Source organism: Cupriavidus sp. FW305-F7 (genome assembly GCF_058782875.1).
The window spans coordinates 94491-120035 of sequence record NZ_JBYSYC010000004.1; the positions used below are offsets into that span (position 1 = coordinate 94491).

Here is a 25545-nt window from a genome sequence, read left to right on the forward strand (position 1 = left end):
TCAGAACGGGTGACATGGCGAAAATGTGCATTGAAGCAACGGTTTACAAGCCCCCGGACAGCTACTAAGGTCAACCAGTGTGTGACCTGCCGCGAACCGTCCCAATGCCACTAGATCGCCGCTCCTTCCTGGCCCTGGCCGCCGGCCTCGCCGCCTGCGCCGCCCTGCCCGCCGGCGCTGCCACCGTAGCCGTGCCAATGCGCCGCAACATCCCGGGCACCACCGAAGCCCTGCCCGTGATCGGCTTGGGCACCGCCGACACCTTCAACGTCGGCACCGGCGCCGATGAACGCAAGCCGCTGGCGGAGGTAATGGGCCTGCTTCTGCAGAGCGAAGGCTCGGTCGTCGATACCGCGCCCAGCTACGGCAGCGCCGAAGCCGTGACCGGCGACCTGCTGCGCGCGGCCAATGCCCGCAGCCGGGTGTTCCTGGCCACCAAGATCTCGGCCAAGTCCGGCGCGCCCGCGCAGGCGCAATGGGCGCACTCGCTGGCCGACCTGCACGTGGACAAGATCGACCTGCTGCAGATACACAACCTGATCGACTGGCAGGCCAACCTGCGCTGGCTGCGCGAGCTGAAGGAACAGGGCCGCATTCGCTACCTGGGCATCACCCATTACCGCGAGGACGCGCACGAGGCGCTGGAGAAGATCGTGCGCAGCGAGCGCGTGGACTTTGTCCAGATCAACTACTCGGTGGCCGAGCGCAATGCCGAGCGTACGCTGCTGCCGCTGTGCGAAGCGCGTGGGGTGGCGGTGCTGGTCAACCGGCCATTCCAGGACGGGCGCCTCTTTCGCGTCGTCAAGGATCGCCCGCTGCCGCCGTGGGCCGGCGATATCGACTGCGGCTCGTGGGGCCAGTTGTTCCTGAAGTTCATCGTCAGCCATCCCGCCGTGACCGCGGCGATCCCGGCCACCTCCAAGCCGCGCAACATGGCCGACAACCTTGGGGCCGGACTGGGCCGCATGCCCGATCCCGGCCAGCGCGAGCGCATCGCCGCGCTGCTGCGCTGAGCCGTATCGATCGTGGACGATCCCGCGCGCGACCCGCCTGCCGGTGGCCTGGCCCGGCTGCGGCGCGGTTTCGGCATCCACCCCGGCGAGACCGGCGCCGTGGTGGCCGGCTTCCTGTTTTTCTTCTGCCTGTTCGCCAGCTATTTCATGCTGCGGCCAGTGCGCGAGACCATGGGCATTGCCGGCGGCGTGAAGAACCTGCAGTGGCTGTTCACCGCCACCTTTGTCGTGATGCTGGCCGCGATTCCGCTGTACGGCGCGATCTGCGCCTGGCTGCCGCGGCGCCGCTTCGTGCCCTGGGTGTACGCCTTCTTTATCGCCAACCTCCTGGGCTTTGCCCTGGCCACTCGCGCCCTGCCTGACAACGTCTGGCTGGCGCGCGTGTTCTACGTCTGGCTGTCGGTGTTCAACCTGTTCGTGGTGTCGGTGGCATGGAGCCTGATGGCCGATGTGTTCCGCCCCGAGCAGGCGCGCCGTCTGTTCGCACTGCTGGCCGCCGGCGCCAGCGCGGGCGGGCTGGTCGGGCCCGTGCTGGGCGGCTGGTTGGTGCCGCGGATCGGCCTGACCGGACTGATGCTGCTGTCGGCCGCGCTGCTGGCCGCCACGCTGCCCGGCGTGGGCTGGCTGTTCGGCTGGCGCCGCCGCGCCGGCGCGGGCGTGGTGCAGCCGGGCGAAGCCCCGGCCGGCGCGGCGCAGGATCCGGCCAACCCGATCGGCGGCGGGCTGCTGGCCGGGCTGTCGCTGCTGCTGCGCTCGCACTACCTGCTCGGCATCGGCCTGTTCGTGATCCTGCTGGCCACGGCCAGTACCTTCCTGTATTTCGAGCAGGCGCGGCTGGTGGCCGAGGCCTTCCCGGAACGCACCCGCCAGACCCAGGTCTTCAGCGCGCTGGATGCTGCCGTGCAGGCGCTGACCATCCTGGTCCAGCTCTTCTTCACCGGCCGCATGGCGCGCCGCTATGGCGTCTCGGTACTGCTGACCGCGGTGCCGCTGGCGGTGGCCTGCGGCTTTCTCGTACTGGCGCTGTTGCCGACCTTCGGCGTGCTGGCCGGCGTGATGATCCTGCGCCGTGTCGGCGAATACGCGCTGCTGCGCCCCGGGCGCGAGATGCTGTTCACCGTGGTCAATCCCGAGACCAAGTACAAGGCCAAGAACGTGATCGACACCGCCGTCTACCGTGCGGGCGATGCAGTCAGTGCGTGGGTCAAGACGGGGATCGATGCGCTGTCGGGCCATCCCGCCACGGTGGCGCTGGCTGGCGCGGTGCTGGCGCTGGCGTGGGCGGGACTGGGGTGGTGGCTGGGGCGGCGGCATGAGGGGCAGCTGGGCCCGCCGGATGCCAGTCTGCGCCGTGCCGTGGGGAATACCGCTGCACGCTAGTGCTCAGGACAAGGGTTTTCCCGGTTGACGCTGTGTCTGCGAAGCCATACATTGGCCACGCAGATCTAGATAAGAGACCATCTGTAGGATGGTCTCTTCGCGCCTTGCAGTCGCTGCGGCCTCTTACAGAACAAATAAGAGGAGACCGCCGTGCAACGCTCTGCCATCAAAATTCGTGGCATCGATGATGTCATTGCCTACATAGATTCCTGCCCAGGCATTCGCGGCAGGGCCGGTGTCATCTGGTGGCTCGCACTCGGCGGGCTATTCCTTGATGCGTTTTCCAATTCTGCGCTGAGCGCCGGCCTCGGGCCGATGACGCGCAACCTTCAACTCGCGCCCGCAAAAGTCGCCCTGTTGACCTCGTTTGCCTCCTGGGTGGCCATTGCCTTCAACCCTATCGGCGGCTGGATGGCCGACCGCTGGGGCCGCGTCCGCCCGCTGATTCTCGCCAAGGTCCTGGCTGTGGTCGGCGCATTGCTGGTGGTGTTTGCCCCCGGCTTCGAGGTGATCCTGGCCGGGCGCTTCTTTGTCGGTGCGGCCTACGGCATCGACTTTGCCATCGCCATGGCGGTGCTGGCGGAGTTCACGCCGGTGAAGCTCAAGAGTCGGCTGAACACGTGGCAAGGCATGTGGTACACGGCCGTCTGCTCCAACTTGCTGCTGGCACTGCTGTTCTACTCCTGGGACGTTGGCGATACGATCTGGCGCTACTCAGTGGCAGCCACCGCGGTCTTTGGCGTGATCATCCTGCTGCTGCAAGGCTTGTTCCTGGTGGAAAGCCCGATCTGGCTGGCACGCAAGGAATGGCTCGATGCCGCCGCGCATGCCATGACGCGCATCTACGGACGTGAGTTCGTTGCCGCCCCGCCCGCGGAACGCATCCCCGTCCTCAACCAGGCGCGCCGCGGCCTGGCCAATGTGCTGTTGATCTTCCGCGGCGTCTACCTGCCGCGCACCATCCTGGCGGCCACCGTGCAGATCGGGCAGTCGATCCAGTACTTCGCGATCGGCTGGTACCTGCCGCTGATCAGTGCGGCCCTGTTCGGCAAGGACTTTGTCTACGCGACGATCGGCGCGCTGGTCTTCAACGTCTGCGGCATCTTTGGCGGCTTCCTCTCGCCCTTTATAGGCCGGAAGCTGGGCCTGCGCCGCGCCTCGGCATTCGGCTTTGCGGCGGTATTCGCCATGCTGCTGATCCTGGGCCTGTTTAACGGCAAGATGCCGATGTGGATGGCAGTGGTCGTTCCGTCGCTGTTCATCCTGTTCCACTCGGGCGGGCCCGGCGCAAACGGCAAGAGCCTGTCGTCACTGTCTTTCCGCAGCGAACTGCGCGCGGGCGCCAACGGCATCATCGGCGCGCTCGGTGCCATCGGCGCTGCACTGGGCCTGCTGGTCTTCCCGCTGTTCCGCGCACAGTATGGGCTGGAGACCACCTTCCTGATTCTCTCCGTGGTCCCGCTGCTGGCAAGCATCATCTGCTTTGCGATCCGCTGGGACCCGACCCGCACCACCATCAACCCCGACAATGAAGCCGACGCCCCGCAGTTCAAGGGCGATGTGCCGGACGCTCCGGGCTTCATGAATCCCGCGATTGAAAAGGCCCGCCCATGACCCAGCGCAGAAATGTCATCCTTGCGATCGATGAGGGCACCTCAGGCACGCGGGCAGCGGTGGTGGCCGCCGACGGTCATGTCATGTGCCTCGAGTACACCACGCTTGAGGTCCGATCCCCCTGCCCTGGCGTGGTCGAACAGGACGCCAACGTCTTGCTCGACAAAACCCTGGCGGTTTGCCGCGCCACCCTGGCGCAGGCTGCTCGCGAAAACCTGAATGTCACCGCCCTCGCCATCGCCACCCAGCGCGCCACCGCGGTACTGTGGGACACGCAGACCGGACGTGCGCTGGTACCCGCCATGGTGTGGCAGGACACGCGGTACGCGGCCGATCTTGACCAGCTCGCGCCGGCATGGGACGCAAATCTGCGCAAAACGGTCGGCCGCCCCACCGGTGTACGCTCGCCATACCTGTGGGCAGCGCGGCACCTGCGCGACACGCCGGCTGTGGCTGACGCCTTCAGTGCGCGCCAGCTCGCCTTCGGCACCATCGACAGCTGGCTGCTCTGGCACCTGTCGACGGCACGCGCATGCATCACCACGCCGACCAACGCCACCTCATGCAACGCCTACGTGCTGACCGGGCATCGCTACCAGCTCGACTGGATCGACGCGCTTGGCTTTCCGCGTGAACTGCTGCCTGAGCTGCGCCAGGATGCGGACGACTTCGGCCGCACGCGGCCGGACGTGCTGGGTATCGACGTACCGATCCTGGCTTGTGCCGGGGACCAGCTCGCCGGCGCAATCGGCCTGGGATGTCTCGATGCCGGCCAGGCGATGTGCCTGCATGGCACCGGCAGCTTCGTCGATCTGGTAGTCGGCCCGAACCTTCCCGCACGCAGTGGCAAGTCGGACAGCACCCTGACCATGACCGCGCGCCGGCAGCTGGGCGTGTCGCACTTCTCCGTCGAAACCTTTGTCGCCACCACCGGCTCCGCGCTCAACTGGGTCTGCGACAAGCTCGGCTGGTTTCAGAACGCCAGGCAAATCAGTGCGCTGGCCAGCACTGTTGCGTCGTCACGGGGCGTGACCTTTATTCCCGCGCTGACAGGGCTGCGGGTCCCACGCATGCAGCCTGAAGCGCGCGCAGCATTGACCGGTATCTCGATGGCAACGACGCAGGCCGAGATGGCCTTTGCCATCCTCGAAGGCATTGCGCATTCGGTAACTTCATGCATCGAGGCAAACCGGGAGATCGCGGGCGTGCCGGTGTCGGAGCTCGTGGTTGGCGGCGGCTTGTCCGGCAGCGATGCGCTGCTGCAAATGCAGGCGGATCTCAGCGGAATTCCCATCCACCGCATGAAGGAGACCGACCGCGCCAGCCTGCGCGGCATCGCTTACCTTGCCGGCTCATCCGGCCTGCTTTGGGATTCCATGCAGCAGGCCCGTGCCACCACCACCCCGGACGCGGTATTCGAACCGGCGATCAGCGCCGATGAACGTGCCCAGCGGCGCGCGCGCTGGAATGCGCGGGTGGCATCCGAGCTCAACCATGCGGACGCGCTTGCGGTCCATTAATCAGGAGCAACAACAGACATGGTGATTTTTCCATCCCGCAGCGCTAACCGCGAGCGCGCCGCCATGACCAGCACCGAGCCGTTGCGGCTGGTGCGCCGGGACCTGCTTGACCGCCTGGAGACAGATGCATTCGACATCCTGGTGGTCGGTGGTGGTGTGACGGGCACCTACGCCGCGCTGGATGCCAGCTTGCGCGGCTATCGCGTGGCGCTGGTTGAAAAGTGCGACTTCGCCGCGGGGACTTCGTCCAAGTCATCCAAGATGGTGCACGGCGGCCTGCGCTATATCGAGCAGGGCAATCTCGGCCTGGTGCGCCATTCACTGCTGGAGCGCCAGCGCCTGCGCCGCAACGCGCGCCACCTGGTGCAACGGCTGCCGTTCCTGTTCCCGGTGATGGAGCGCAACGGCGTGTTCGACAAGCGCCTGGCCAAGGCCTTCGAGAGCCTGCTCTGGACCTACGACCTCGCCGGTGGCTGGCGCGAGGGAATCCTGCACCAGAAGCTGACCAAGGCCGAGGTGCTGTCCCACTGCCCGACCTTCAATGAGGAACATCTGACCGGCGGCTACCTGTACTTCGATGCGCGCGTCGACGATGCCCGCCTGACACTGAACATCGCGCGCACGGCAGCGTTCCATGGCGCGGCCGTGGTCAATCACGCGACCGTCGCCGAGATCACCCGCGACGGCCACGGCAAGGTGGATGGCGCCATTGTCCACGCCGGCGAGCGCGAGATCCGCGTGCGCGCAGGCGTGGTCATCATGGCAACCGGCGTCTGGCTGCGCGACTGGACCGGACGCAGGAAGGGCGAGGCCAGGACCCTGCACATTCGCCCCGCCAAGGGCGTCCACGTTGCCATCCCATGGCTGAAGATCCGCAATGACTGCACGGTGACGATCCCGGTGCCCGGGCGCAGCCGCCGGGCAACCATCACGCGGTGGGGCAATGTGTCCTACCTTGGCACCACCGACGAAGACTATGTGGGCGACCTCGACAATGTCATGTGCACCCGGCAGGAACTCGACTTCCTGCTGGAGGGCGCGCGCTCGGCACTAAAGACCGACCTGACGCCGGAAGACGTGGTGGGCAGCATCGCGGGGTGTCGCCCGCTGGTGGCGCCGCCCGGCGGCAAGACCCTGGAAATCAAGCGCAATCACGAGATTCATACCGCGGACGACGGCCTGGTGACCATCGTCGGCGGCAAGCTCACGACCTCGCGGCACATGGCCGAGCAAACCATCGATGCAGCGCAGAAGGTCATCGGCAAGCGCAGCAAGTGCCTGACCAAAGCGGCCTATCTGCTCGGGGCGGCTGGCTATGACGCGCAGGCCATCGTCGCATCCGGCGGCATGTCCGCGCACCTGGGCGAGCGCTACGGCACAGAGGCGCGCTTTGTCAGCGACATCCTGCAGGCGGACGCCACCCTGGCTAGGCCGATCGTCGAAGGCCTGCCCTATACCGAGGCCGAAATCGTCTACGCCGTGCGCCATGAACTGGCCGGCACGGTTGACGACGTCTTGTCACGACGCATCCGCGCCCGCCTGATGGCGCGCGATGCCTCCGCCCGGGCCGCAGCGCGGGTGGGCCAGATCCTCCAGGCCGAACTCGGATTGTCCGAGGCGGCCGTGGCGCGGCAGGTCAGCGAATACCTGGCCGCCGTCGCCCTCGAAAAATCCGTCCTCATGGGAGACTCAGCATGATCAGCAAGGAAGCCATCAAGCGCGGCTACAACCGCGGCAACTACGTCGTCGGCGCCCACACGCCGCCGGGCTATGCGGCAAACATCCAGGACACCCCGGATGCGCCGGGCCTGCAACGTGACACCATTTCCGTCTGCGCGGCCGATCTCGCGGCCCTGCGCAAAGTGGCCGACGAGGTCTTGACCGATACCGCCGATGTCGTGGCGTGGACCCGCGACTGGTGGGCCGGATCGATGATCACAGAGACCGCAGGCAAGCCCGCCACGCCGCGCGGGGTCATCGTACGCGCTTCCACCGTGGAACAGGTGCAGGCAGTCATGCGCATTGCCAGCGCCAGTGCCATTCCGGTCACCGTATCGGCCGGCCGCAGCAACGTGACGGGCGCCGCCCTGCCCGTACGCGGCGGAATCGTGCTGGACGTGTGCGGCCTTAACAAGCTGGTCGGATTCGACAAGGACAGCCAGATCGTCGACGTGGAAGCCGGCATGTTCGGCGACATCTTCGAGGAGACCATGCAGAAGGAATTCGGCATGACGATGGGCCACTGGCCATCATCGTACGCGATCAGCACGGTCGGCGGATGGGTAGCCTGCCGCGGCGCCGGTCAGTTGTCCACGCGCTACGGCAAGATCGAGGACATGGTGTTTGGCATGGACGTGGTGCTGGCCGACGGCAGCCTGGTCACCGTAGGCGGCTACTCGCGCGCGGCATTGGGCCCGGATCTGCAGCAACTGTTCATCGGGTCCGAAGGCATGCTGGGCGTGATCGTGCGCGTGCGCCTCAAGCTGCACCGCCTGCCCGACTACGGGCGTGCCATCGCCTATGGCTTCAAGACCTTTGCCATTGGCCTGGACGCCTGCCGCGAGATCATGCAACGCGGGGCCAACCCCGCCGCGCTGCGGCTCTATGACAAACTGGAGAGCGGAGTGCAGTTCGGGCTGCCCGACACCAACGTCCTGCTGGTTGCCGACGAGGGCTCGCGCGAGATGGTCGATGCGGTGATGACGATCAGCGAGCGCGTGTGCCAGGAACGTGGTGACAAGCTGGACAGCGCGGCGATTTTCGAACGCTGGCTCGATACGCGCTACCTGACGGGCAAGAGCGCCGAGGGCTTCAAGCGCAGCCCCGGCTTTGTCGCCGACACGCTCGAAATGTCGGGACCGTGGCGCGACCTGGCTGCCATCTACACGGACGTTGTCAAGGCCATCAATGCCGTGCCGGGCACCCTCGCCGGCTCCGCGCATCAGTCGCACGCCTATGTGGACGGCGCCTGCCTGTACTTCTCGCTGCGCGGCGAGGTCGCGGTGGAGGACCGCCAGAAGTGGTATCACCAGGCATGGGATGCTGCCAATGCGGTGCTGATCCAATACAATGCGGCACTGAGCCACCACCACGGAATCGGACTGCTGCGCGCGCCATACATGGCCTCGTCGCTGGACACGGCATTCCCGCTGCTGGCGGCAGTCAAGCAGGCACTTGACCCGCAGAATATCCTGAACCCAGGCAAGCTGGGTCTCAGTGACGTGCTCACCAACGAACCGAAGTAACCAGCATGGACAGGTCCCTCGGTGCGCGCCTGACGCGACACCCCGTCATCGGCACACTCTACGGTGTTGACCAGATCGACGCCATCTTTGAAAGCGTGGCCGAAGTCTGCATCGTCGCCAACGTGGAGTTGCGCAAGCTGCAGCCCGTCATCGCCACGCTGGCCAGCGCTGGCAAGTACGTCATCGTCAATATCGACAGCTGCGAAGGCTTGTCGCAGGACAAGGGCGGGGTGGATTATCTGGCCGACATCGGGGTGACCAGTCTGGTTTCCACGCGCGTGGCAACGATCCAGCGGGCCAACCGCGCGGGCATGGTGACGATGCAGAAGGTCTTTGTGACCGACCGTTCCACCTGGCCGCGCAGCGTCAAGGCGCTCGAACAGAGCGACCCGAACCTGGTGCAGCTGATGCCGGCGCCGATGCTGTCGCACCTGCCCGAAGCGGACCGCAAGGCGCTGCCGCCGATCGTGACATCAGGCTTTGTCTGCAATCGGGATGATATCCGCAGCGCGCTCGCACATGGCGCTGTGGCCGTCTCCACCAGCGACCGCAAGCTCTGGAATCTGGAAGCGAGAGCGCTCAAGGCGTAAGAGTCCCGCCTGGCGCAGCCTGGGCAGTTTCGCTGACCGATGATCGGCCAAAACTGGCCTGCTGCGGCAGGAAGATCGTATAGTCATGTCCTCGGACCTGGCTTGCCCCCGCGCCGCGCCGGCCGTCGCCGCGCAGCCTGCAAGCCCCCCCCCACATTCCTGATCCCGGAGGACTCCCCCATGAAAACCAAAGCCGCCATCGCCTGGAAAGCCGGTGCCCCGCTGACCATTGAAGACGTGGACCTGGACGGCCCGCGCGCCGGGGAAGTGCTGGTGGAAGTCAAGGCCACCGGTATCTGCCATACCGACTACTACACACTGTCTGGAGCCGACCCGGAAGGCATCTTCCCGGCGATCCTGGGCCACGAGGGCGCAGGCATCGTCACCGACGTCGGCCCTGGCGTCACCTCGCTCAAGCCGGGCGACCACGTGATCCCGCTGTACACGCCGGAATGCCGCCAGTGCAAGTTCTGCCTGTCGCGCAAGACCAACCTGTGCCAGGCAATCCGCGCCACCCAGGGCAAGGGCCTGATGCCGGACGGCACCTCGCGCTTCTCGATCGACGGCAAGCCGATCTTCCACTACATGGGCACCTCGACCTTCGCCAACCACATCGTGGTGCCGGAGATCGCGCTGGCCAAGATCCGCCCGGATGCGCCGTTCGACAAGGTCTGCTATATCGGCTGCGGCGTCACCACCGGCGTGGGCGCGGTGCTGTTCACCGCCAAGGTGGAAGCCGGCGCCAACGTGGTGGTGTTCGGCCTCGGCGGCATCGGCCTGAACGTGATCCAGGCGGCCAAGATGGTGGGCGCCGACAAGATCATCGGCGTGGACCTGAACCCTGGCCGCGAAGCCATGGCGCGCAAGTTCGGCATGACGCATTTCATCAACCCGAAGGACGTGGAGAACGTGGTCGACCACATCATCCAGTTGACCGACGGCGGTGCTGACTATTCGTTCGAATGCATCGGCAACACGCAGGTCATGCGCCAGGCGCTGGAGTGCTGCCACAAGGGCTGGGGCAAGTCGATCATCATCGGCGTGGCCGAGGCCGGCGCGGAGATCTCGACGCGTCCGTTCCAGCTGGTGACGGGGCGTGAATGGAAGGGCTCGGCCTTTGGCGGCGCGCGCGGGCGCACCGATGTGCCCAAGATTGTCGACTGGTACATGGAAGGCAAGCTCAATATCGACGACCTGATTACGCACACGCTGCCGCTGGAGCGCATCAATGAGGGCTTCGACCTGATGAAGCGCGGCGAGTCGATCCGCTCGGTGGTGCTGTACTGAGGACGGCGCCGACATGGAACTGATCTCGCAACACGGCTGCTACGGCGGCGTGCAGCGCTTCTATCGGCATGACTCGGCGGCCATCGGGCTGCCGATGCGTTTCTCGGTCTACCTGCCACCGCAGGCGCAGGGAGGCGGCAAGGTGCCGGTGCTGTTCTACCTGGCCGGCCTGACCTGCACCGAAGAAACCTTCATGATCAAGGCCGGTGCGCAGCGCTTTGCCGCCGAGCACGGCCTGATGCTGGTGGCGCCCGATACCAGCCCGCGCGGCGCGGGCCTGCCGGGCGAGGCCGATGCCTGGGACTTCGGCGTGGGTGCCGGGTTCTATGTCGATGCCACCGAGGCGCCGTGGCAGGAGTACTGGCGCATGGAAAGCTACGTGGCCGACGAGCTGTTCGGGCTGGTCACCACCGCGTTGCCGGGCGATGCCGGCCGTGTCGGCATCTTCGGGCATTCCATGGGCGGGCACGGCGCGCTGGTGCTGGCACAGCGCCATCCGCAGCGCTTCCGCTCGGTGTCGGCGTTTGCGCCGATCGCCGCGCCGTCACGCTGCCCGTGGGGGGAGAAGGCTTTTACTGGCTACCTGGGCAGCGACCGCGCCGCGTGGGCCGAATATGACGCCAGCGAGCTGATGGCACGCCAGCAGGGCGCGCCCTTCCCGGCCGGCATCCTGGTCGACCAGGGACTGGACGACCAGTTCCTGCAAAGCCAGCTGCATCCGGAAGCATTCGCGGCGGCCTGCCAGGCCGTCGGCCAGCCGCTGACGCTGCGCCGGCATAGCGGCTACGACCACGGCTACTACTTCATTACGACCTTTATCGCCGACCACATCCGGCATCACGCCGGACAGCTCTAGCGCCTGAGCGCTCAAACGCACCCACTGCCCCGCACCGCCCCCCAATCAGGGGATGCCCGGTGCCGGGCCCGACCCCATAATTGCTGCTCGACCGGCCCCAGAGCCGGAACAAGATGGGGTCACATCATGAACCACGTCGTCTCCCTCGGCGGCTATATCCTCGGCTGCCTGGCAGCGCTGCTGATCGCCGCGCGGTGGTTGTTGCGCAATGACCCGGCGCTGTGCGCCGACTAGCCGCGCGAAGCGCCACGACGAAGCGACTAGCCCAGGCGCCGCGGCAGCCCCGGCACAGGAGGCGGCCGCCTCAAATGCCACGGACAGCGCGACGGCGCCCCCCGGCGGCGCCCGCAGGGCCCGCTCGCCCCTTATCATTACGGGTCGCGCCGGTCCGGCGCATTCCAGCCACGCCGCCGCCAGCCCCTGTCCGATGTCCGTGCCGATCGCCCTGCTCACCATCACGACTGCGCTCAGCGCCATGATGCTGGCCATCGTGTGGTCGCTGCGCCGCTGCGAGCTGCCCGGCGTGGGCGAATGGTGCAATGCCAACCTGACCGCAACCGGAGCGTTGGTGCTGTTCTCGCTGCGCAGCATGATTCCGGATTTGTTGTCGGTCGGCGTTGCCAACGCCGCGCTGGCGTGGTCGCTGGCGCTGTTCTACGCCGGCAGCGTTCGCTTCTGTGGCGGCGTGCCGCCGTGGCGGCGGCTGCTGGCGGCAACGGCGGTGACAACTGCGGGCGTGATTGTCTGGCGCTATGCCGTCGACGTCTTCACCACGCGCGTCGTCATTGTCTCGGTCTTCCATGCGGTGCTGTGCGCGCTGGTCGGGCTGACCTTGCTGCGCCGCCGCCCGCGCGGACAATCGGCACGGTTCTTTATCACGACCGCCTGCTTCGCGCTGTTCTTCGCCACCGGCCATGCAGTGCGCGGCACACTGTCCGCGCTGCAGTGGCTGGGCAATCCCTACCTGCAGGAATCGATGCTGGTCAACACAGTTTTTCTGACCCTGGGCGCACTGGTGATGCCGGCGATGACCATGGGCGCGGTGCTGATGATCCATGACGCCATCGTGCGCCGGCTTGAAGCGGTCGCCAATACCGATACGCTGACGGGCGTGCTGTCGCGCAAGGCGTTCGAGGAAGGCGCCCAGCGCGAGCTGGCGCGCGCCGCCGGCGGCAATCCGGCCCCCGCGATGCTGATCGTCGACATCGACCATTTCAAGTCGGTCAACGACACCTACGGCCACGCGGCCGGCGATGTCGTGCTGCAGGCGTTCGCAAGACTGGCGGCGGCGCAACTGCGGCCCGGCGACCTGCTGGGCCGCCTCGGCGGCGAAGAGTTCATGGTGCTGCTGCCCGCGACCGGCGAGGCGGGTGCCAGCGCGGTGGCGGAGCGCATCCGCGCCAGCGTGCAGCGCCAAGCTGTCACGACGGTCGCGTCGGACGGCAACAGCCACACCGTGCGCTATACCGTCAGCGGCGGTACCGCCGGCTGGCATCCGGGCCTGACGCTGGCGCAGCTGAGCGCGCGTGCCGATGCGGCGCTGTATCGCGCCAAGGTGGGCGGGCGCAATCGTATCGCAGCGCATAGCGTACCAGACTTGGCCACGCAGACCGCACCAGAAGGCGCGCACACGCTCTGACTGCTAATTGCTACAGTCGCCCGCGGCGGTGATTGAGAACGACAACTACCTTCCGCTGTCATGCGTGACGCTCAGCGTCGGCGGTACCTCCGGATGCCGATGCTCCGGGCCTCAAGGCTAAACAAGGCGCGCTCGCCCTCGGTGGCACACGCCCTTCGTCGCTGCACCGTGTTTGCCCGCGACCAGCACCCGCATGCCATGCTGGAACAGCAGGCTCGGCATCGCGGCGCAGCACGAAATATGATAATTAAGGCGCATTCTCGATTGCAAACGCAATCACAGCGGCTCGATGCTTCTTTGGAAGCCTATGAAATACAAGCAGCAACTCGGCTTCGTCGTCTGCTGACGCATAGAAATAGGACGTGGGCACCTTCAGCACGGCTGCTAACCTTTCTACAAGCAGCCAATCGGGCGTTCTTTTCCCGAGCTCGTACCGATTCATTCGCGTGCTGGCAGACATAGGGTCCAGCCCGGATTCAATCCCCAGCTTTTCTTGCGATAACCCGGCACGATGCCGCGCCTCCTTAAGTCGTTTCGCGAGTACTGACATTTCTGCCTTCTAGTTGGTGAAGACAGGAATCGTCCGGCGTTGTGCTGGTGCAAATACTACCGATTTGGTAGTATTCAAATTCTTTGGGATGACCAAGAGGGTGCGGGGCTTCATCTGATTACGGCAAGGCGGCAATTGCCGAGCCCAGTATCGCCTCGCTCCTCTGTGAAGTGAACCTTCCAGGAGGCAACGAAATGATCAAATCCCTGATCACCGTCGAACAACGCGCACAGCTGCTCGCAAACGGCCAAGCATACGCAGCCGGCCACGCTGGCGACCCGCGGCCCGTGGTGCGGCTGTTTACCCCTGACGCGCATGCGACATGGGTCTTGGCCGCGCTCGACCCGGCCGATGGTGACACCGCCTATGGTCTGTGCGACGTGGGTATCGGCATGCCCGAACTAGGCCATGTAAGGCTGTCCGACCTTGCATCCATCGTCGGGCCGCTCAAGAGGCCGATTCTCCGGGACCTGTACTTTAGGCCAACGCGACCGCTATCGGCGTATGCGCAGCTGGCGCAGCTCGACGGCTCGATTCCCGACTGACCGATCCGGTTGGTCCACTCCTGATGGCTGCCCAGGCAGCCCCTACGGCGCCCCATTAGTAGTTGCAGCGGGGGCTGCCGCTGTTCGCTCAGCGCAAACAACATGGAAAGACCGATGGCGTTGGCACCACTTGATGCCCTGGTGCTTCCATGCAGCGTGGCACATGCCTGATCGGCATCGCTCACGCGCAACCAATGGGGTCTTGGTCTCAAAAGGACCAGCCCTGACCGAAGTCCATTGATCACTACCTGACGAGGACCGAACGTGAATCCACAACAAGAACCCCATGTGAATCCCCTGAGCGTACCGGGCGGCGTCTTGCCCGTTCCGGCACGCACGCTGGCTGCTCGCGACTACAAGACCTTGGGTCTTGCCGCCCTCGGCGGCACGCTCGAGTTCTACGACTTCGTCATCTACGTCTTCTTCGTCACGGTGCTGGGCGCGCTATTCTTCCCGCCCAACATGCCAGATTGGCTGCGACAACTGCAGACGTTCGGCATTTTCGCCGCCGGCTACCTGGCACGCCCGCTGGGCGGCATCGTGATCGCCCACTTTGGTGACCGGCTTGGCCGCAAGCGCATGTTCACGCTGTCGATCTTGCTGATGGCCGCGCCCACGCTGATGATCGGCCTGCTGCCCACCTACGCCAGCATCGGCGTCGCGGCACCGCTGCTGCTGCTGGCGATGCGCGTGCTGCAGGGCGCGGCCATCGGTGGCGAGATGCCTGGTGCCTGGGTGTTTGTCGGCGAACACGTGCCGAGCCGGCACTACGGTTTCGGCATCGGGACCCTGACCTCGGGCATCACGGGTGGCATCCTGCTGGGTTCGCTCGTGGCGGTCGCCATCAATCGCCACTACACGCCTGAGCAGGTGAGCGATTTCGCCTGGCGCATCCCTTTTATCCTGGGCGGCGTCTTCGGACTTGTGTCGGTGTACCTGCGCCGGTTTCTTCATGAGACCCCCGTGTTCCGCGAGGTGGCTGAGCGCAGCAATCTGGCGCGCGAACTCCCGATCCGCACCGTGCTGCGCGAGCACCGCTCGGCCAGTCTGTTCGTCGCATTGCTGACCTGGGTACTTTCTACCTCTATCGTCGTGGTGGTCCTGTACACGCCCGCCTACCTACAGAAGGTGCACCACATACCCGCCGCGCTCGCGCTCGAGACCAATGCGTTCGCCACCCTCACGCTGACCATCGGCTGCGTAATCGTCGGCTGGGCATGCGACCGCATCGGCACCCGCGCCGTCATGCTGATCGGCTGGGGCGGACTTCTCATGACCGCTTACCTCTTCTACGGCAGCCTGCCCGGCACGCCTGGCACGCTGTTCTGGCACTACGGACTGCTGGGTCTGTTCGTCGGCACCATCGCCACCGTGCCGATTGCCGGCGTGCGCGCCTTTCCGGCACCAGTGCGGTTCACCGGTCTCTCGTTTGCCTACAACATGTCTTACGCAGTCTTCGGCGGCCTCACGCCGATGATTCTCACGCTGTGGCTACAGCACGACGCAATGGCGCCGGCTCACTATGTGGCAGTACTGGCAGCTGTCGGCTTCTCGCTAGCGCTCTGGCCCCTCGCTAAATGCGGCCATGCCATGCGCAATGGCGTGGCCAGAACGGCTGGCCAGTCGGTCGATAACGAAGGAGCAACGAAATGAATGCGACGGAAAACACGCCACCAGTACGCCTACTGACTCCCGCCGAGCTGGCTGTCTGCATCAAGGTATTTCGCGACGCCCGGCAATGGACGCAAGAGCAGCTAGCCGTGATCGCAGGACTCAACGTGCGAACCGTTCAGCGCGTCGAACAAGGCTGGCCCGCTGGCCCCGACATCTGCCGGGCGCTGGCCAGCGCGTTCGATTTCCTGGACATCGACGCGCTTAACAAGCCATTCGCGATTCCACCGGAAGACGAACTCAAGGCTGCGCAGGAACAGTTCGACCTCGAGCACGTCACCTTCGCGGCGATTCCGCTGACCACGGGTAAGCAGTTGGCCGAGCTGGCGCAGACCAGCACGATGGACATGTCGGAGCTGGCCTTCGAGATGGGCGGCGAAGCGGATAAACGCTTCGCCGCGCTGATGGAATATTTCCGCGACTACCGGGATGGCCTGGACGCCTACACCGAAGCGCAGAAGCGCGAGGCGTCGGACACGATGCAAGCCAACATCGATGTGCTCAAGACCCTTGGCGTTTCGCTCTGCTATGCCGAGCGCCAAGTGCTGCTGAAGGGGGGCTCGGACCCGGACAGGCCAATGCCAGCTAACGTCCTGTACGTGATCGGATTTCCGCTCGGCAAGGAACCAAAGCTATTCGCCACGCCAGCTTCCGTTGATATCCGTCTGTAGAAGGGCTGAAGGGTCAAGATTCGCGCTTGCAAGCGCCGCTCCAAGCCCAACCATCCGACTCGCCCCAGGCATGGGGCTTGAGGAAGAAGGCAGACGCGCACTGACAAACAGGTCGCCTGGTATTGAGCACGAGAGGTACAGCGTGCACAGCCCATGAACTAGCCGAACACTGCCAGCTATCCCCAGGGGATAGCTGGCACAGCCGGCCTTCCAACGGCTGGAACACGTAGCCTACCTAAAAGGCCTTTTACAACCTTTTAAAGGTAAGGGAGAGTCTGGAGGCCTTGACCAGCCAATGACTTGGCGCTGCGCGCCAGCTTGATCGTCCTGGCACAGCGGCGCGTGCTGCCCCAGGCAAGCGCCTACCCATTTGACCTGCTCGATGTGCAACTGGCCACGAAAACCATTGGCGCAGGGACGACTCTCCTGCGCTGGCGCTATATTGACTGCTCATCCATGGGCGTGGCCTTGTGGGAGTCGCTGCTCGGCCGCCTCGTAATACCGGACTCGCTGATCGACGACGACCTGTATGTGATGTAGCTGTGGCGCATCGCGCTCAACATGCAGATAAGCCTGACCCACAGCATCGCCCGCCACGCCAAGGAATGCACTAGCAACATGGCACGGGCCGAGGCGATTCACCTGTGGCGTATCCTGGGCATCCCCTTGGGGGTAGTCTTACTGCGGTCCCACCGGGTTCCACCCGCCCTCGTGAGGCGAGTTTCTCGCCCCGCAGGCTGCCGCCATTGACGCTACCACTGCGGCAACCGTTTCCCATCGATCATAAGTCGGTATCCATGCCGTCCAGCTTTCTTGCTGCCGGTCTCATCCAAGGCATTCATGCTGTTGTGCATCCGATGAACTGCACATTTGCAAGAAGGCTTCATGCCCAGAGAAACCCACGCTGAAGATCTCGGAGAGGCAGCGCGGCACGTCGCGCAGGCGGCGTGCATCTTGCAGGTCATCATGACAGGTCACGCTGACGCCCACGAACCCGCGCCACGCCGGCTGTATTCGACGGCGGAGCCAAGCTCCCGCATCCCGCGGGATACGCCAGCGCATGTCACCTTCTGCAACGGTGCGCGCCTCGCGGTGCTGTCATGGACATGCGAGGCCAGAAGGCCAGCGGATGTGTGCCCACGGATGTCGACCCCAGCCACGATACGGGTCGAGTGCAACTGCTGGAGCAAACAGCTTTGACGACAGCCAAGGATTGCTACAGCCCACAGGTGGTGCCTTCGTCCAAGGCTGAGGGCTTCATGCTTTAGGCCTGTTGTTTTCTTGCCGGATAAGAAAGCGGCGCCGCGCCGGCGCAAGGCGGTACGGACACGATGCGGTTTGGCACGCGATCAGCGAGTTGCAGCGAAGTAATGAGCTTGGGCCGCACCGCGCTTGGACGTGTGGCGGACTGCGCTCGATCACCAGAGCCTCATCGGCCGAGACCACCCAGCCCCGGCCCGCAGCAGGACCTTCAATCCCTCGAGGCCAAAGCCAGTTTAGCCCCGTCCACTTTGACCGATCGGCCGCGGTCAGGCTTCGTCCGCAAACTTACGGTAAGCGCCGGGGCGCGATCCGGTCCAGCGCCGGAATGCCCGGTGGAACGCGCCCGGCTCGGCAAATCCGAGTTCCGCCGCAATATCCGCCACGGGGCGCCCGGAGTGGCTCAACGCCTCGATGGCAAGGTCGCGCCGCAGCCCGTCCTTCAGGTCCTGGTAGCTCACGCCCTCGTCCATCAAGCGGCGCCGCAGCGATGAGGCCGACAGGTTCAGGCTGACCGCCAGCGCGTCGAAGGTGGGCCACAGCTCGGGCCGCTGGTTGCGCAGCAGCCGGCGCACCCGTGCGCCCACGCTGGCGCGGTCGGAGTACTTGACCACCACGTTGTGCGGCGCATCGCGCAGGAAGGCTTTCAGGCTGCGCTCGTCCTGGCGCACCGGCTGGTCCAGCAGCGCAGCGTCGAACACCAGCGCCGTGGCGGGCTGGTCGAAGGCCAGCTGGCGCGAGTACATCACGCGGTATTCGGCGCTGTACGGCGGCTCGTCGTAGTCGAAGGCCGCCAGCCGCACCGGCACGCGCCGCCGCAGCAGCCAGCTCATCAGGCCATGCAGCATGATCAGCATGGTTTCCTTGGCAAACACGCCGGGCTGCCGCCCCAGGTGCGCGCAGGGCGCGGTCAGCACCAGCGCGGCCTCATCGCCGTGGCGCTCCAGCCGCACGCCGATATCATCCAGCAGCAGCCGGAAGTACCGCGTGATGCGCTCCAGCCCCTGCGCAAGCGTGCGGCTACCGGCCACCGCGTGGCACAGCATGGCAAAGCTGCCGCATTTCATGCTGCGCGAATCCTGCCCGAAGAACTCATCGTCCAGCGCCGCCGCCACGGCCATCCACAGCTCACTGTAGCTGGCGGACGAGACGCGCGCCTGCGGCACCGCCAGTAGCGCCGGCGCAATGCCGGCGCTACGCAGCACCGGATCGGGGTCGATGCCACGCGCGCGCAGCCCCGCGATGGCGTGGTGGACGAAACAGATGGCGACACTGCCTTTTTCCATGGCGCTGGCGGGTGGCAAACGAGTTCAAGAAGATTGGCGGATTTTGGCATAGGAGCCCGCCCCCGGCGTTCCTACACTGCCCGCAGGTCAAACGCCAAGCGCGCATTCTGCCTGACTTGCCGCGCGGCTCAAAACGCCCACCCCTAACTGCCATGCACAGCGACTATACCGAAGAGCAAACCATGATCCGCGACAGCGCGCGCGCCTTTGCCAGCGAACGGCTGGCCGTGGGCGCCGCGCAATGGGACCGCGACGGCCGCCTGCCCGATGAAGTCGTCGCCGAAATGGGCGCGCTGGGGCTATTGGGCATGATCGTGCCCGAGGAATGGGGCGGCACCTATACCGACTACGTCGCCTATGCGCTGGCCATCGAAGAAATCGCCGCCGGCTGCGCCGCCTGCGCCACCATGATGAGCGTGCACAACTCGGTCGGCTGCGGGCCGGTCCTGCACTATGGCACCGATGCGCAGAAAGAACGCTACCTGGCGCGCCTGGCCAGCGGCGAGCTGATCGGCGCGTTCTGCCTGACCGAGCCGCAGGCCGGCTCCGAGGCGCACAACCTGCGCACGCGCGCCCGCTTCACCGACAACGGCTGGGTGCTCAACGGCAGCAAGCAGTTCGTCACCAACGGCCAGCGCGCCGGTGTCGCCGTAGTGTTCGCCTCGACCGAGCCCGAGCGCGGCAAGAAGGGCATCTCGGCCTTCCTGGTCCCCACAAACACCCCCGGCTTCATCGTCCACGCCCCCGAGAAGAAGCTGGGCATCCGAGCCTCGGACACCTGCGCGATCACGCTGGAAGACTGCACCGTACCGCACGACGCACTGCTGGGCGAGCCCGGCGAGGGCCTCCGCATCGCGCTGTCAAACCTGGAAGGCGGGCGCATCGGCATCGCCGCGCAGGCAATCGGCATTGCGCGCTCGGCCTTCGAGGCGGCGTGCCGCTATGCATCGGAACGCATCCAATTCGGCCGCGCCCTGCGCGAACACCCGCCCATCGCCAACATGCTGGCCGACATGGCCACCGAGCTGAACGCCGCGCGCCTGCTGGTGCACCGCGCCGCGCGCATGCGCAGCGAAGGCGTGCCGTGCCTGTCCGAAGCCTCCCAGGCCAAACTGTATGCGTCGGAGCTGGCCGAGCGCGTGTGCTCCAAGGCGCTGCAGATCCACGGCGGCTACGGCTATCTCGAAGACTACCCGGTCGAGCGTCACTACCGCGACGCCCGCATCACCCAGATCTACGAAGGCACCAGCGAGATCCAGCGCATGCTGATCGCGCGCAGCCTGTAGTCCCACCATCCCTTGCCAACAGAACCAGACCTTCCGGAGACAACCATGACTGCCGTGCCCAAGACCGACAATGCCGTGCCGACCGTGCCGCTGCTGATCAATGGCGAATGGGTGGATTCGTCCGCCACCGAGTTCCGCAACGTGGTCAATCCCGCCACGCAGGAGGTGCTCGCACGCGTGCCGCTGGCCACAGCAAGCGAGGTCGCCGCTGCCGTGGGCGCCGCGCACCGCGCCTTTGCCACGTGGCGCCATACGCCCATCGGCGCGCGGCTGCGCGTCATGCTGCGCTTGCAGGCACTGATCCGCGAGCACAGCAAGCGTATCGCCGCCATCCTGACCGCCGAGCAGGGCAAGACCCTGGCCGATGCCGAGGGCGACATCTTCCGCGGGCTGGAGGTGGTGGAACACGCCTGTTCGATCGGCACCCTGCAGCAAGGCGGTTTTGCCGAGAACGTTGCCGCCACCGTCGACACCTACACGCTGCAGCAGCCGATCGGCGTCTGCGCGGGTATCACACCGTTCAACTTCCCGGCGATGATTCCGCTGTGGATGTTCCCGATGGCGATCGTCTGCGGCAATACCTTCGTGCTCAAGCCTTCGGAGCAGGACCCGCTGTCCACCGTGGAGCTGGTCAAGCTGGCGCTGGAAGCCGGCGTGCCGCCGGGCGTGCTGAACGTGGTGCACGGCGCCAAGGACGTGGTCGATGCGCTGTGCACGCACCCGGACATCAAGGCCGTGTCGTTCGTGGGCTCGACCGCCGTTGGCACCCACGTCTACAACCTGGCCGGCGCGCACGGCAAGCGCGTGCAGTCGATGATGGGCGCCAAGAACCATGCTGTCGTGCTGCCTGATGCGCACAAGGAGCAGACGCTGAACGCGCTGGCCGGTGCAGGCTTCGGCGCGGCCGGCCAGCGTTGCATGGCCACCTCGGTGATCGTGCTGGTGGGGGCGGCACGCGACTGGGTGCCCGACCTGGTCGAACGCGCCAAGACCCTGAAAGTCGGCGCCGGCGCCGAGGCTGGCACCGATGTCGGCCCCGTGGTATCGGTGGCGGCAAAAGAACGGATCCTCGGCCTCATCGCCGCCGGCGAGCGCGAAGGCGCGACGCTGGTGCTGGATGGCCGTGGCGTGGAGGTGCCGGGCTATCCGCAGGGCAACTTCATCGGCCCGACCATCTTTACCGATGTCCGGACCGACATGTCGATCTACACCGAAGAGATCTTCGGGCCGGTGCTGGTGGTGGTCGGCGTCGATACGCTTGACGAGGCCATCGCCCTGGTCAACCGCAACCCGTTTGGCAACGGCACCGGCGTGTTCACGCAGAGCGGCGCCGCGGCGCGCAAGTTCCAGAGCGAGATCGACGTGGGCCAGGTCGGCATCAACATCCCCATCCCGGTGCCGGTGCCCTACTTCAGCTTCACCGGATCGCGTGGCTCCAAGCTGGGCGACCTGGGTCCGTATGGCAAGCAGGTGGTGCAGTTCTATACGCAGACCAAGACGGTGACGGCGCGGTGGTTTGATGACGCGACGGTCAACGATGGGGTGAACACCACCATCAGCCTGAAGTAATCGGCCGACATTCAAGAACGACACGGAAGGAGACCCCATGCATATCGCCTTCATCGGCCTGGGCAACATGGGCGCGCCCATGGCGCGCAACCTGCTCAAGGCCGGCCATACGCTGACCGTATTCGACCTCAACGCTGCGGCGGTGGCGTCGCTGTGCGCCGAGGGCGCCGCCACCGCGGATTCCGCCCGCAAGGCGGTGGCCGAAGCGGACTTTGTCATCACCATGCTGCCCGCCGCCGCCCATGTGCGCAGCGCCTACCTGGGCCCGGAAGGCGTGCTGGCGGGCGTGCGCCCGGGCGTGCCGCTGGTGGACTCAAGCACCATCGACCCCGCCACCGTGCGCGAACTGGCCGCTGCCGCCGAGGCGCACGGCAATGCGCTGGCCGATGCACCGGTCTCCGGCGGCACCGTTGGCGCGCAGGCCGGCACGCTGACCTTCATGGTCGGCGCCTCCGAAGCGCTGTTCGCCCAGGTGCGCCCGGTGCTGGCCGGCATGGGGCGCAACCTGGTCCACTGCGGCGGCACCGGCACCGGCCAGGTCGCCAAGATCTGCAACAACCTGATCCTCGGCATCTCCATGATTGGCGTATCCGAGGCGATGGCGCTGGGCGTCAAGCTCGGCATCGACGCCAACGTGCTGGCCGGCATCGTCAATACCTCCACCGGCCGCTGCTGGGCCTCGGATACCTGCAACCCCTGGCCCGGCGTGATCGAGACCGCGCCGGCCGGGCGCGGCTACACCGGCGGCTTTGGCGCCGACCTGATGCTCAAGGACCTGGGCCTGGCCAACGACGCCGCGCGCAGCGTGAAGCAGCCGCTGTTCCTGGGCGCGCTGGCGCAGCAGGTCTACCAGGCCGTGAGCCATGCCGGCGACGGCCAGCTCGACTTCTCCGGCGTGATCCGCCAGTACCTGTCCGCCGCTGACAAGGAATCCAAGCAATGATCGAGTTCGCCCTGCAAGGCCACGTCGCCACGCTGACGTTGAGCCGCCCGCCCGCCAACGCCTTCACTGCAGAAGGCCTGCAGCAGCTGCGCGAGCTGGTGGCAAAGATCGACGCCAACCCCGAAGTGCGCGCCGTGGTGGTCACCGGTGCCGGCGCGAAGTTCTTCAGCGCCGGCGCGGACCTGAACGGCTTTGCCGAGGGCGACCGCGCCCATGCCCGCGTGATGGCGCAGCAGTTCGGCAGCGCCTTCGAGGCACTGCAGAACGCGCGGCCCGTGGTGATCGCCGCGATCAACGGCTATGCCATGGGCGGCGGCCTGGAATGCGCCCTGGCCTGCGATATCCGCATTGCCGAGGAACACGCGCAGATGGCCCTGCCCGAAGCCGCGGTCGGCCTGCTGCCGTGCGGCTGCGGCACGCAGACCCTGCCATGGCTGGTGGGCGAAGGCTGGGCCAAGCGCATGATCCTGACCAACGAGCGCGTGGATGCCGCCACGGCGTTGCGCATTGGCCTGGTGGAGGAAGTCGTGCCGCGCGGCCAGGCCTTCGCCACCGCGCTGGCGATGGCTGAGCGCGCCTGCAACGTCAGTCCCCGGGCCGCCGCGCACAGCAAGCGGCTGGTACATCTGGCGCGCCAGGGCGTGCCGCGCCAGTCCGCGCTGGCACTCGAGCGCGAGCGCTTTGTCGACCTGTTCGACGATGCCGACCAGCGCGAAGGGGTCAACGCCTTCCTCGAGAAACGAACGCCGCAATGGCGCAACGCCTAGGAGTCCGCCATGCGCCTGACTGAAGAGACCAAGGCCGCCAACCTGGATGCCGCCGAGCCGGAGGTGCTGTTCCAGGTCGTCAACGGTGTCGGCGTTGCCACGCTGAACCGGCCGCGCCAGCTCAATGCCCTGTCGTACCCGATGATCGTCGCGCTCGGTGCGCAAATGGAAGCCTGGGCGCAGGATGATGCCGTCCGCGCAGTGGTGCTGCGCGGCGCCGGCCCCAAGGCCTTCTGCGCCGGCGGCGACATCCGCGCGCTGACCGACAGCTACCGCGACGGCACCCCACTGCACCAGCGCTTCTTTATCGACGAATACACGCTCGACTACAGCCTGCACCGCTACCCCAAACCGCTGGTGGCGCTGATGGACGGGATCGTCATGGGCGGCGGCATGGGCCTGGCGCAAGCCGCGCACCTGCGCCTCGTCACCGAACGCTCGCGCGTGGCCATGCCCGAAACCGGCATCGGCCTGGTGCCGGACGTGGGCGCCAGCCATTTCCTGTCGAAGCTGCCGGTGCAGCTGGCCCTGTACCTGGGGCTGACCGGGGTCACCATCGGCGCGGCCGATGCCCTGCTGTGCGGGCTGGCCGACGCCGCGGTCGACAGCGCCACGCTGGCTGGCCTGGAGCAGACCCTCGCCGGCATCGCCTGGGGCGATGACACGCTGTCAGACCTGCGCCATGCGCTGGTGCGCGAGCACGTCGCCAGCGCCGCCGGCGCGCCGCTCCTGCAAGTGCTGCCGGCCTTGCTGCGGCATTTCCCCGCGCATGCAACGCTGCCCGAGATCCTGGCCGGACTGGCCTGCCAGGACGACCCGGCCTACTCCGCCTGGGCCACCCGCACTATCGACGTGCTGCGCACCCGCTCGCCGCTGTCCGCCTGCGCCACGCGCGAGCTGCTGCTGCGCGGCCGCCGCATGGACCTGGCCGACTGCTTCCGCATGGAGCTGGCGGTGGTGGTCAGCACGTTTTCGCAGGGGGATTTCATCGAAGGCGTGCGTGCGCTGATCGTCGACAAGGACAACACGCCGCACTGGCGCATCACCAGCTATGACGCCGTCGATGACGCCGCCGTGCAGGCGCTGTTCCGGCCGTGGTGGGCGCCGGGCGAACAGCCGCTGCCCCTCGCCCTGCCCGCCTGAGCGGATGCGCCATTGTGAGCCTCGACGCGCTGCTGGCGTGCAGCCCCTGGGCGGCAGCACTGACCCCGGAACAACGCCAGCGCGTGCGCGCCGAACTGCGTGAACGTGCCGTGCCGCAAGGCGCCTATGTCAGCCGCAAGGGCGACCTGGCCGACAACTGGCTTGGCATCGCACAGGGCCTGGTCAAGGTGCATTGCGCATCGCCATCGGGCAAGCGCGCCACCCTGACCGGCGTGCCGGCCGGCGGCTGGCTTGGCGAAGGCTCCCTGCTCAAGCGCGAGGCGCTGCGCTATGACGTGGTCGCGCTGCGCGATTCAAGCATCGCCTGCATGCCTGCGGCGACGTTCCGCTGGCTGCAGGAGACCAGCCTGCCCTTCAACCGCTATCTGCTAGACCAGCTCAACGAACGGCTGGGCTTGTTCATCGCCACCGTCGAGCATGAGCGGCTGCACGGCATCGAAGGCCGCGTGGCCCGGGCGCTGGCCACGTTATTCCATCCCGTGTTATGTCCTGGGCTGGGTCCGGCGTTGCATCTGACACAGGAGGAAGTCGGCCTGCTGGCGGGCATCTCGCGCCAGCGGGCCAATGCCGCGCTCAAGGTGCTGGAGCAGCATGGGCTGGTGCGCGTCGACTATGGCGTCGTGCACGTGCTGGAGCTGGAAGGATTGCGGCGGTATTGAGCGCCGGGGCTGTCCGGCATCGCTACGCGC

General features: G+C 66.4%; 22 protein-coding genes and 1 pseudogene. 21 read left to right on the forward strand and 2 right to left on the reverse strand.

Features of this window, described 5'->3' with window-relative positions:
• Positions 1 to 104 precede the first annotated feature (104 nt).
• The 10 genes from AC3WL8_RS05270 to AC3WL8_RS05315 all read left to right on the forward strand — a co-directional run bounded on the left by AC3WL8_RS05270 (position 105) and on the right by AC3WL8_RS05315 (position 13144).
• Complete coding sequence (locus AC3WL8_RS05270) at positions 105 to 1013, forward strand: aldo/keto reductase (protein ID WP_153955713.1); 909 nt, start codon at positions 105 to 107, stop codon at positions 1011 to 1013.
• Between the two features lie 12 nt (positions 1014 to 1025).
• Positions 1026 to 2393, forward strand: a complete 1368-nt coding sequence (locus AC3WL8_RS05275; protein WP_492377982.1) for an NTP/NDP exchange transporter — start codon at positions 1026 to 1028, stop codon at positions 2391 to 2393.
• A 150-nt stretch (positions 2394 to 2543) separates the two neighbouring features.
• Positions 2544 to 4007 carry an MFS transporter gene (locus tag AC3WL8_RS05280; protein ID WP_013952841.1) on the forward strand — a complete coding sequence of 488 codons (1464 nt, stop codon included), beginning with the start codon at positions 2544 to 2546 and terminating at the stop codon, positions 4005 to 4007.
• Entirely contained in the window at positions 4004 to 5527 is a 1524-nt protein-coding gene (locus AC3WL8_RS05285; RefSeq protein WP_492377983.1) for an FGGY family carbohydrate kinase, read from the forward strand. Before AC3WL8_RS05280 ends, AC3WL8_RS05285 begins: the two co-directional genes overlap by 4 nt.
• 18 nt (positions 5528 to 5545) lie before the next feature.
• Entirely contained in the window at positions 5546 to 7225 is a 1680-nt protein-coding gene (locus AC3WL8_RS05290) for a glycerol-3-phosphate dehydrogenase/oxidase (RefSeq protein WP_035816804.1), read from the forward strand.
• Positions 7222 to 8772, forward strand: a complete 1551-nt coding sequence (locus AC3WL8_RS05295) for an FAD-binding oxidoreductase (RefSeq protein WP_153955711.1) — start codon at positions 7222 to 7224, stop codon at positions 8770 to 8772. Before AC3WL8_RS05290 ends, AC3WL8_RS05295 begins: the two co-directional genes overlap by 4 nt.
• A gap of 5 nt (positions 8773 to 8777) precedes the next feature.
• Positions 8778 to 9362, forward strand: a complete 585-nt coding sequence (locus AC3WL8_RS05300) for a glycerol-3-phosphate responsive antiterminator (RefSeq protein WP_013952837.1) — start codon at positions 8778 to 8780, stop codon at positions 9360 to 9362.
• Between the two features lie 180 nt (positions 9363 to 9542).
• Complete coding sequence (locus AC3WL8_RS05305; RefSeq protein WP_013952836.1) at positions 9543 to 10649, forward strand: S-(hydroxymethyl)glutathione dehydrogenase/class III alcohol dehydrogenase; 1107 nt, start codon at positions 9543 to 9545, stop codon at positions 10647 to 10649.
• Between the two features lie 13 nt (positions 10650 to 10662).
• Positions 10663 to 11505: an S-formylglutathione hydrolase gene (gene fghA / locus AC3WL8_RS05310; RefSeq protein WP_013952835.1), complete on the forward strand. Its 843-nt coding sequence runs from the start codon at positions 10663 to 10665 to the stop codon at positions 11503 to 11505.
• 427 nt (positions 11506 to 11932) lie between these two features.
• Complete coding sequence (locus AC3WL8_RS05315; RefSeq protein WP_492377984.1) at positions 11933 to 13144, forward strand: GGDEF domain-containing protein; 1212 nt, start codon at positions 11933 to 11935, stop codon at positions 13142 to 13144.
• 247 nt (positions 13145 to 13391) lie between these two features.
• Here AC3WL8_RS05315 and AC3WL8_RS05320 read toward each other — a convergent pair whose 3' ends face one another.
• Positions 13392 to 13694 carry a helix-turn-helix domain-containing protein gene (locus AC3WL8_RS05320; protein ID WP_492377985.1) on the reverse strand — a complete coding sequence of 101 codons (303 nt, stop codon included), beginning with the start codon at positions 13692 to 13694 and terminating at the stop codon, positions 13392 to 13394.
• Between the two features lie 194 nt (positions 13695 to 13888).
• On the opposite strand from AC3WL8_RS05320, the gene AC3WL8_RS05325 reads away from it, so the two are divergent.
• From AC3WL8_RS05325 to AC3WL8_RS05345, 5 genes and pseudogenes are all read left to right on the forward strand, one after another.
• Positions 13889 to 14239, forward strand: coding sequence for a DUF2958 domain-containing protein (locus tag AC3WL8_RS05325; protein WP_035816801.1), 351 nt, complete (start codon positions 13889 to 13891; stop codon positions 14237 to 14239).
• A 264-nt stretch (positions 14240 to 14503) separates the two neighbouring features.
• Entirely contained in the window at positions 14504 to 15892 is a 1389-nt protein-coding gene (locus tag AC3WL8_RS05330; protein ID WP_492377986.1) for an MFS transporter, read from the forward strand.
• Entirely contained in the window at positions 15889 to 16581 is a 693-nt protein-coding gene (locus AC3WL8_RS05335) for a helix-turn-helix domain-containing protein (RefSeq protein ID WP_492377987.1), read from the forward strand. The genes AC3WL8_RS05330 and AC3WL8_RS05335 overlap by 4 nt, the downstream gene beginning before the upstream one ends.
• Positions 16582 to 16798: 217 nt before the next feature.
• Positions 16799 to 16903, forward strand: coding sequence for a hypothetical protein (locus tag AC3WL8_RS05340; RefSeq protein WP_455423808.1), 105 nt, complete (start codon positions 16799 to 16801; stop codon positions 16901 to 16903).
• 20 nt (positions 16904 to 16923) lie between these two features.
• Positions 16924 to 17331, forward strand: a pseudogene (locus tag AC3WL8_RS05345) (DUF3158 family protein).
• 779 nt (positions 17332 to 18110) lie between these two features.
• Here AC3WL8_RS05345 and AC3WL8_RS05350 read toward each other — a convergent pair.
• Complete coding sequence (locus AC3WL8_RS05350; protein ID WP_013952827.1) at positions 18111 to 19127, reverse strand: AraC family transcriptional regulator; 1017 nt, start codon at positions 19125 to 19127, stop codon at positions 18111 to 18113.
• Between the two features lie 152 nt (positions 19128 to 19279).
• Between AC3WL8_RS05350 and AC3WL8_RS05355 the strand changes: the two genes are divergently transcribed.
• From AC3WL8_RS05355 to AC3WL8_RS05380, 6 genes are read left to right on the forward strand one after another with little or no spacing between them, the layout of a single operon-like run.
• Positions 19280 to 20413, forward strand: a complete 1134-nt coding sequence (locus AC3WL8_RS05355) for an acyl-CoA dehydrogenase family protein (RefSeq protein ID WP_010814121.1) — start codon at positions 19280 to 19282, stop codon at positions 20411 to 20413.
• Positions 20414 to 20458: 45 nt separating this feature from the next.
• Positions 20459 to 21982, forward strand: a complete 1524-nt coding sequence (locus AC3WL8_RS05360; RefSeq protein WP_013952826.1) for a CoA-acylating methylmalonate-semialdehyde dehydrogenase — start codon at positions 20459 to 20461, stop codon at positions 21980 to 21982.
• Positions 21983 to 22019: 37 nt separating this feature from the next.
• Positions 22020 to 22925 carry a 3-hydroxyisobutyrate dehydrogenase gene (gene mmsB / locus AC3WL8_RS05365; protein ID WP_492377988.1) on the forward strand — a complete coding sequence of 302 codons (906 nt, stop codon included), beginning with the start codon at positions 22020 to 22022 and terminating at the stop codon, positions 22923 to 22925.
• Entirely contained in the window at positions 22922 to 23692 is a 771-nt protein-coding gene (locus tag AC3WL8_RS05370; RefSeq protein WP_492377989.1) for an enoyl-CoA hydratase, read from the forward strand. The genes mmsB and AC3WL8_RS05370 overlap by 4 nt, the downstream gene beginning before the upstream one ends.
• A 9-nt stretch (positions 23693 to 23701) precedes the next feature.
• Positions 23702 to 24835, forward strand: coding sequence for an enoyl-CoA hydratase/isomerase family protein (locus tag AC3WL8_RS05375; RefSeq protein ID WP_492377990.1), 1134 nt, complete (start codon positions 23702 to 23704; stop codon positions 24833 to 24835).
• A gap of 14 nt (positions 24836 to 24849) precedes the next feature.
• Entirely contained in the window at positions 24850 to 25515 is a 666-nt protein-coding gene (locus AC3WL8_RS05380) for a Crp/Fnr family transcriptional regulator (RefSeq protein ID WP_013952822.1), read from the forward strand.
• Positions 25516 to 25545 lie beyond the last annotated feature (30 nt).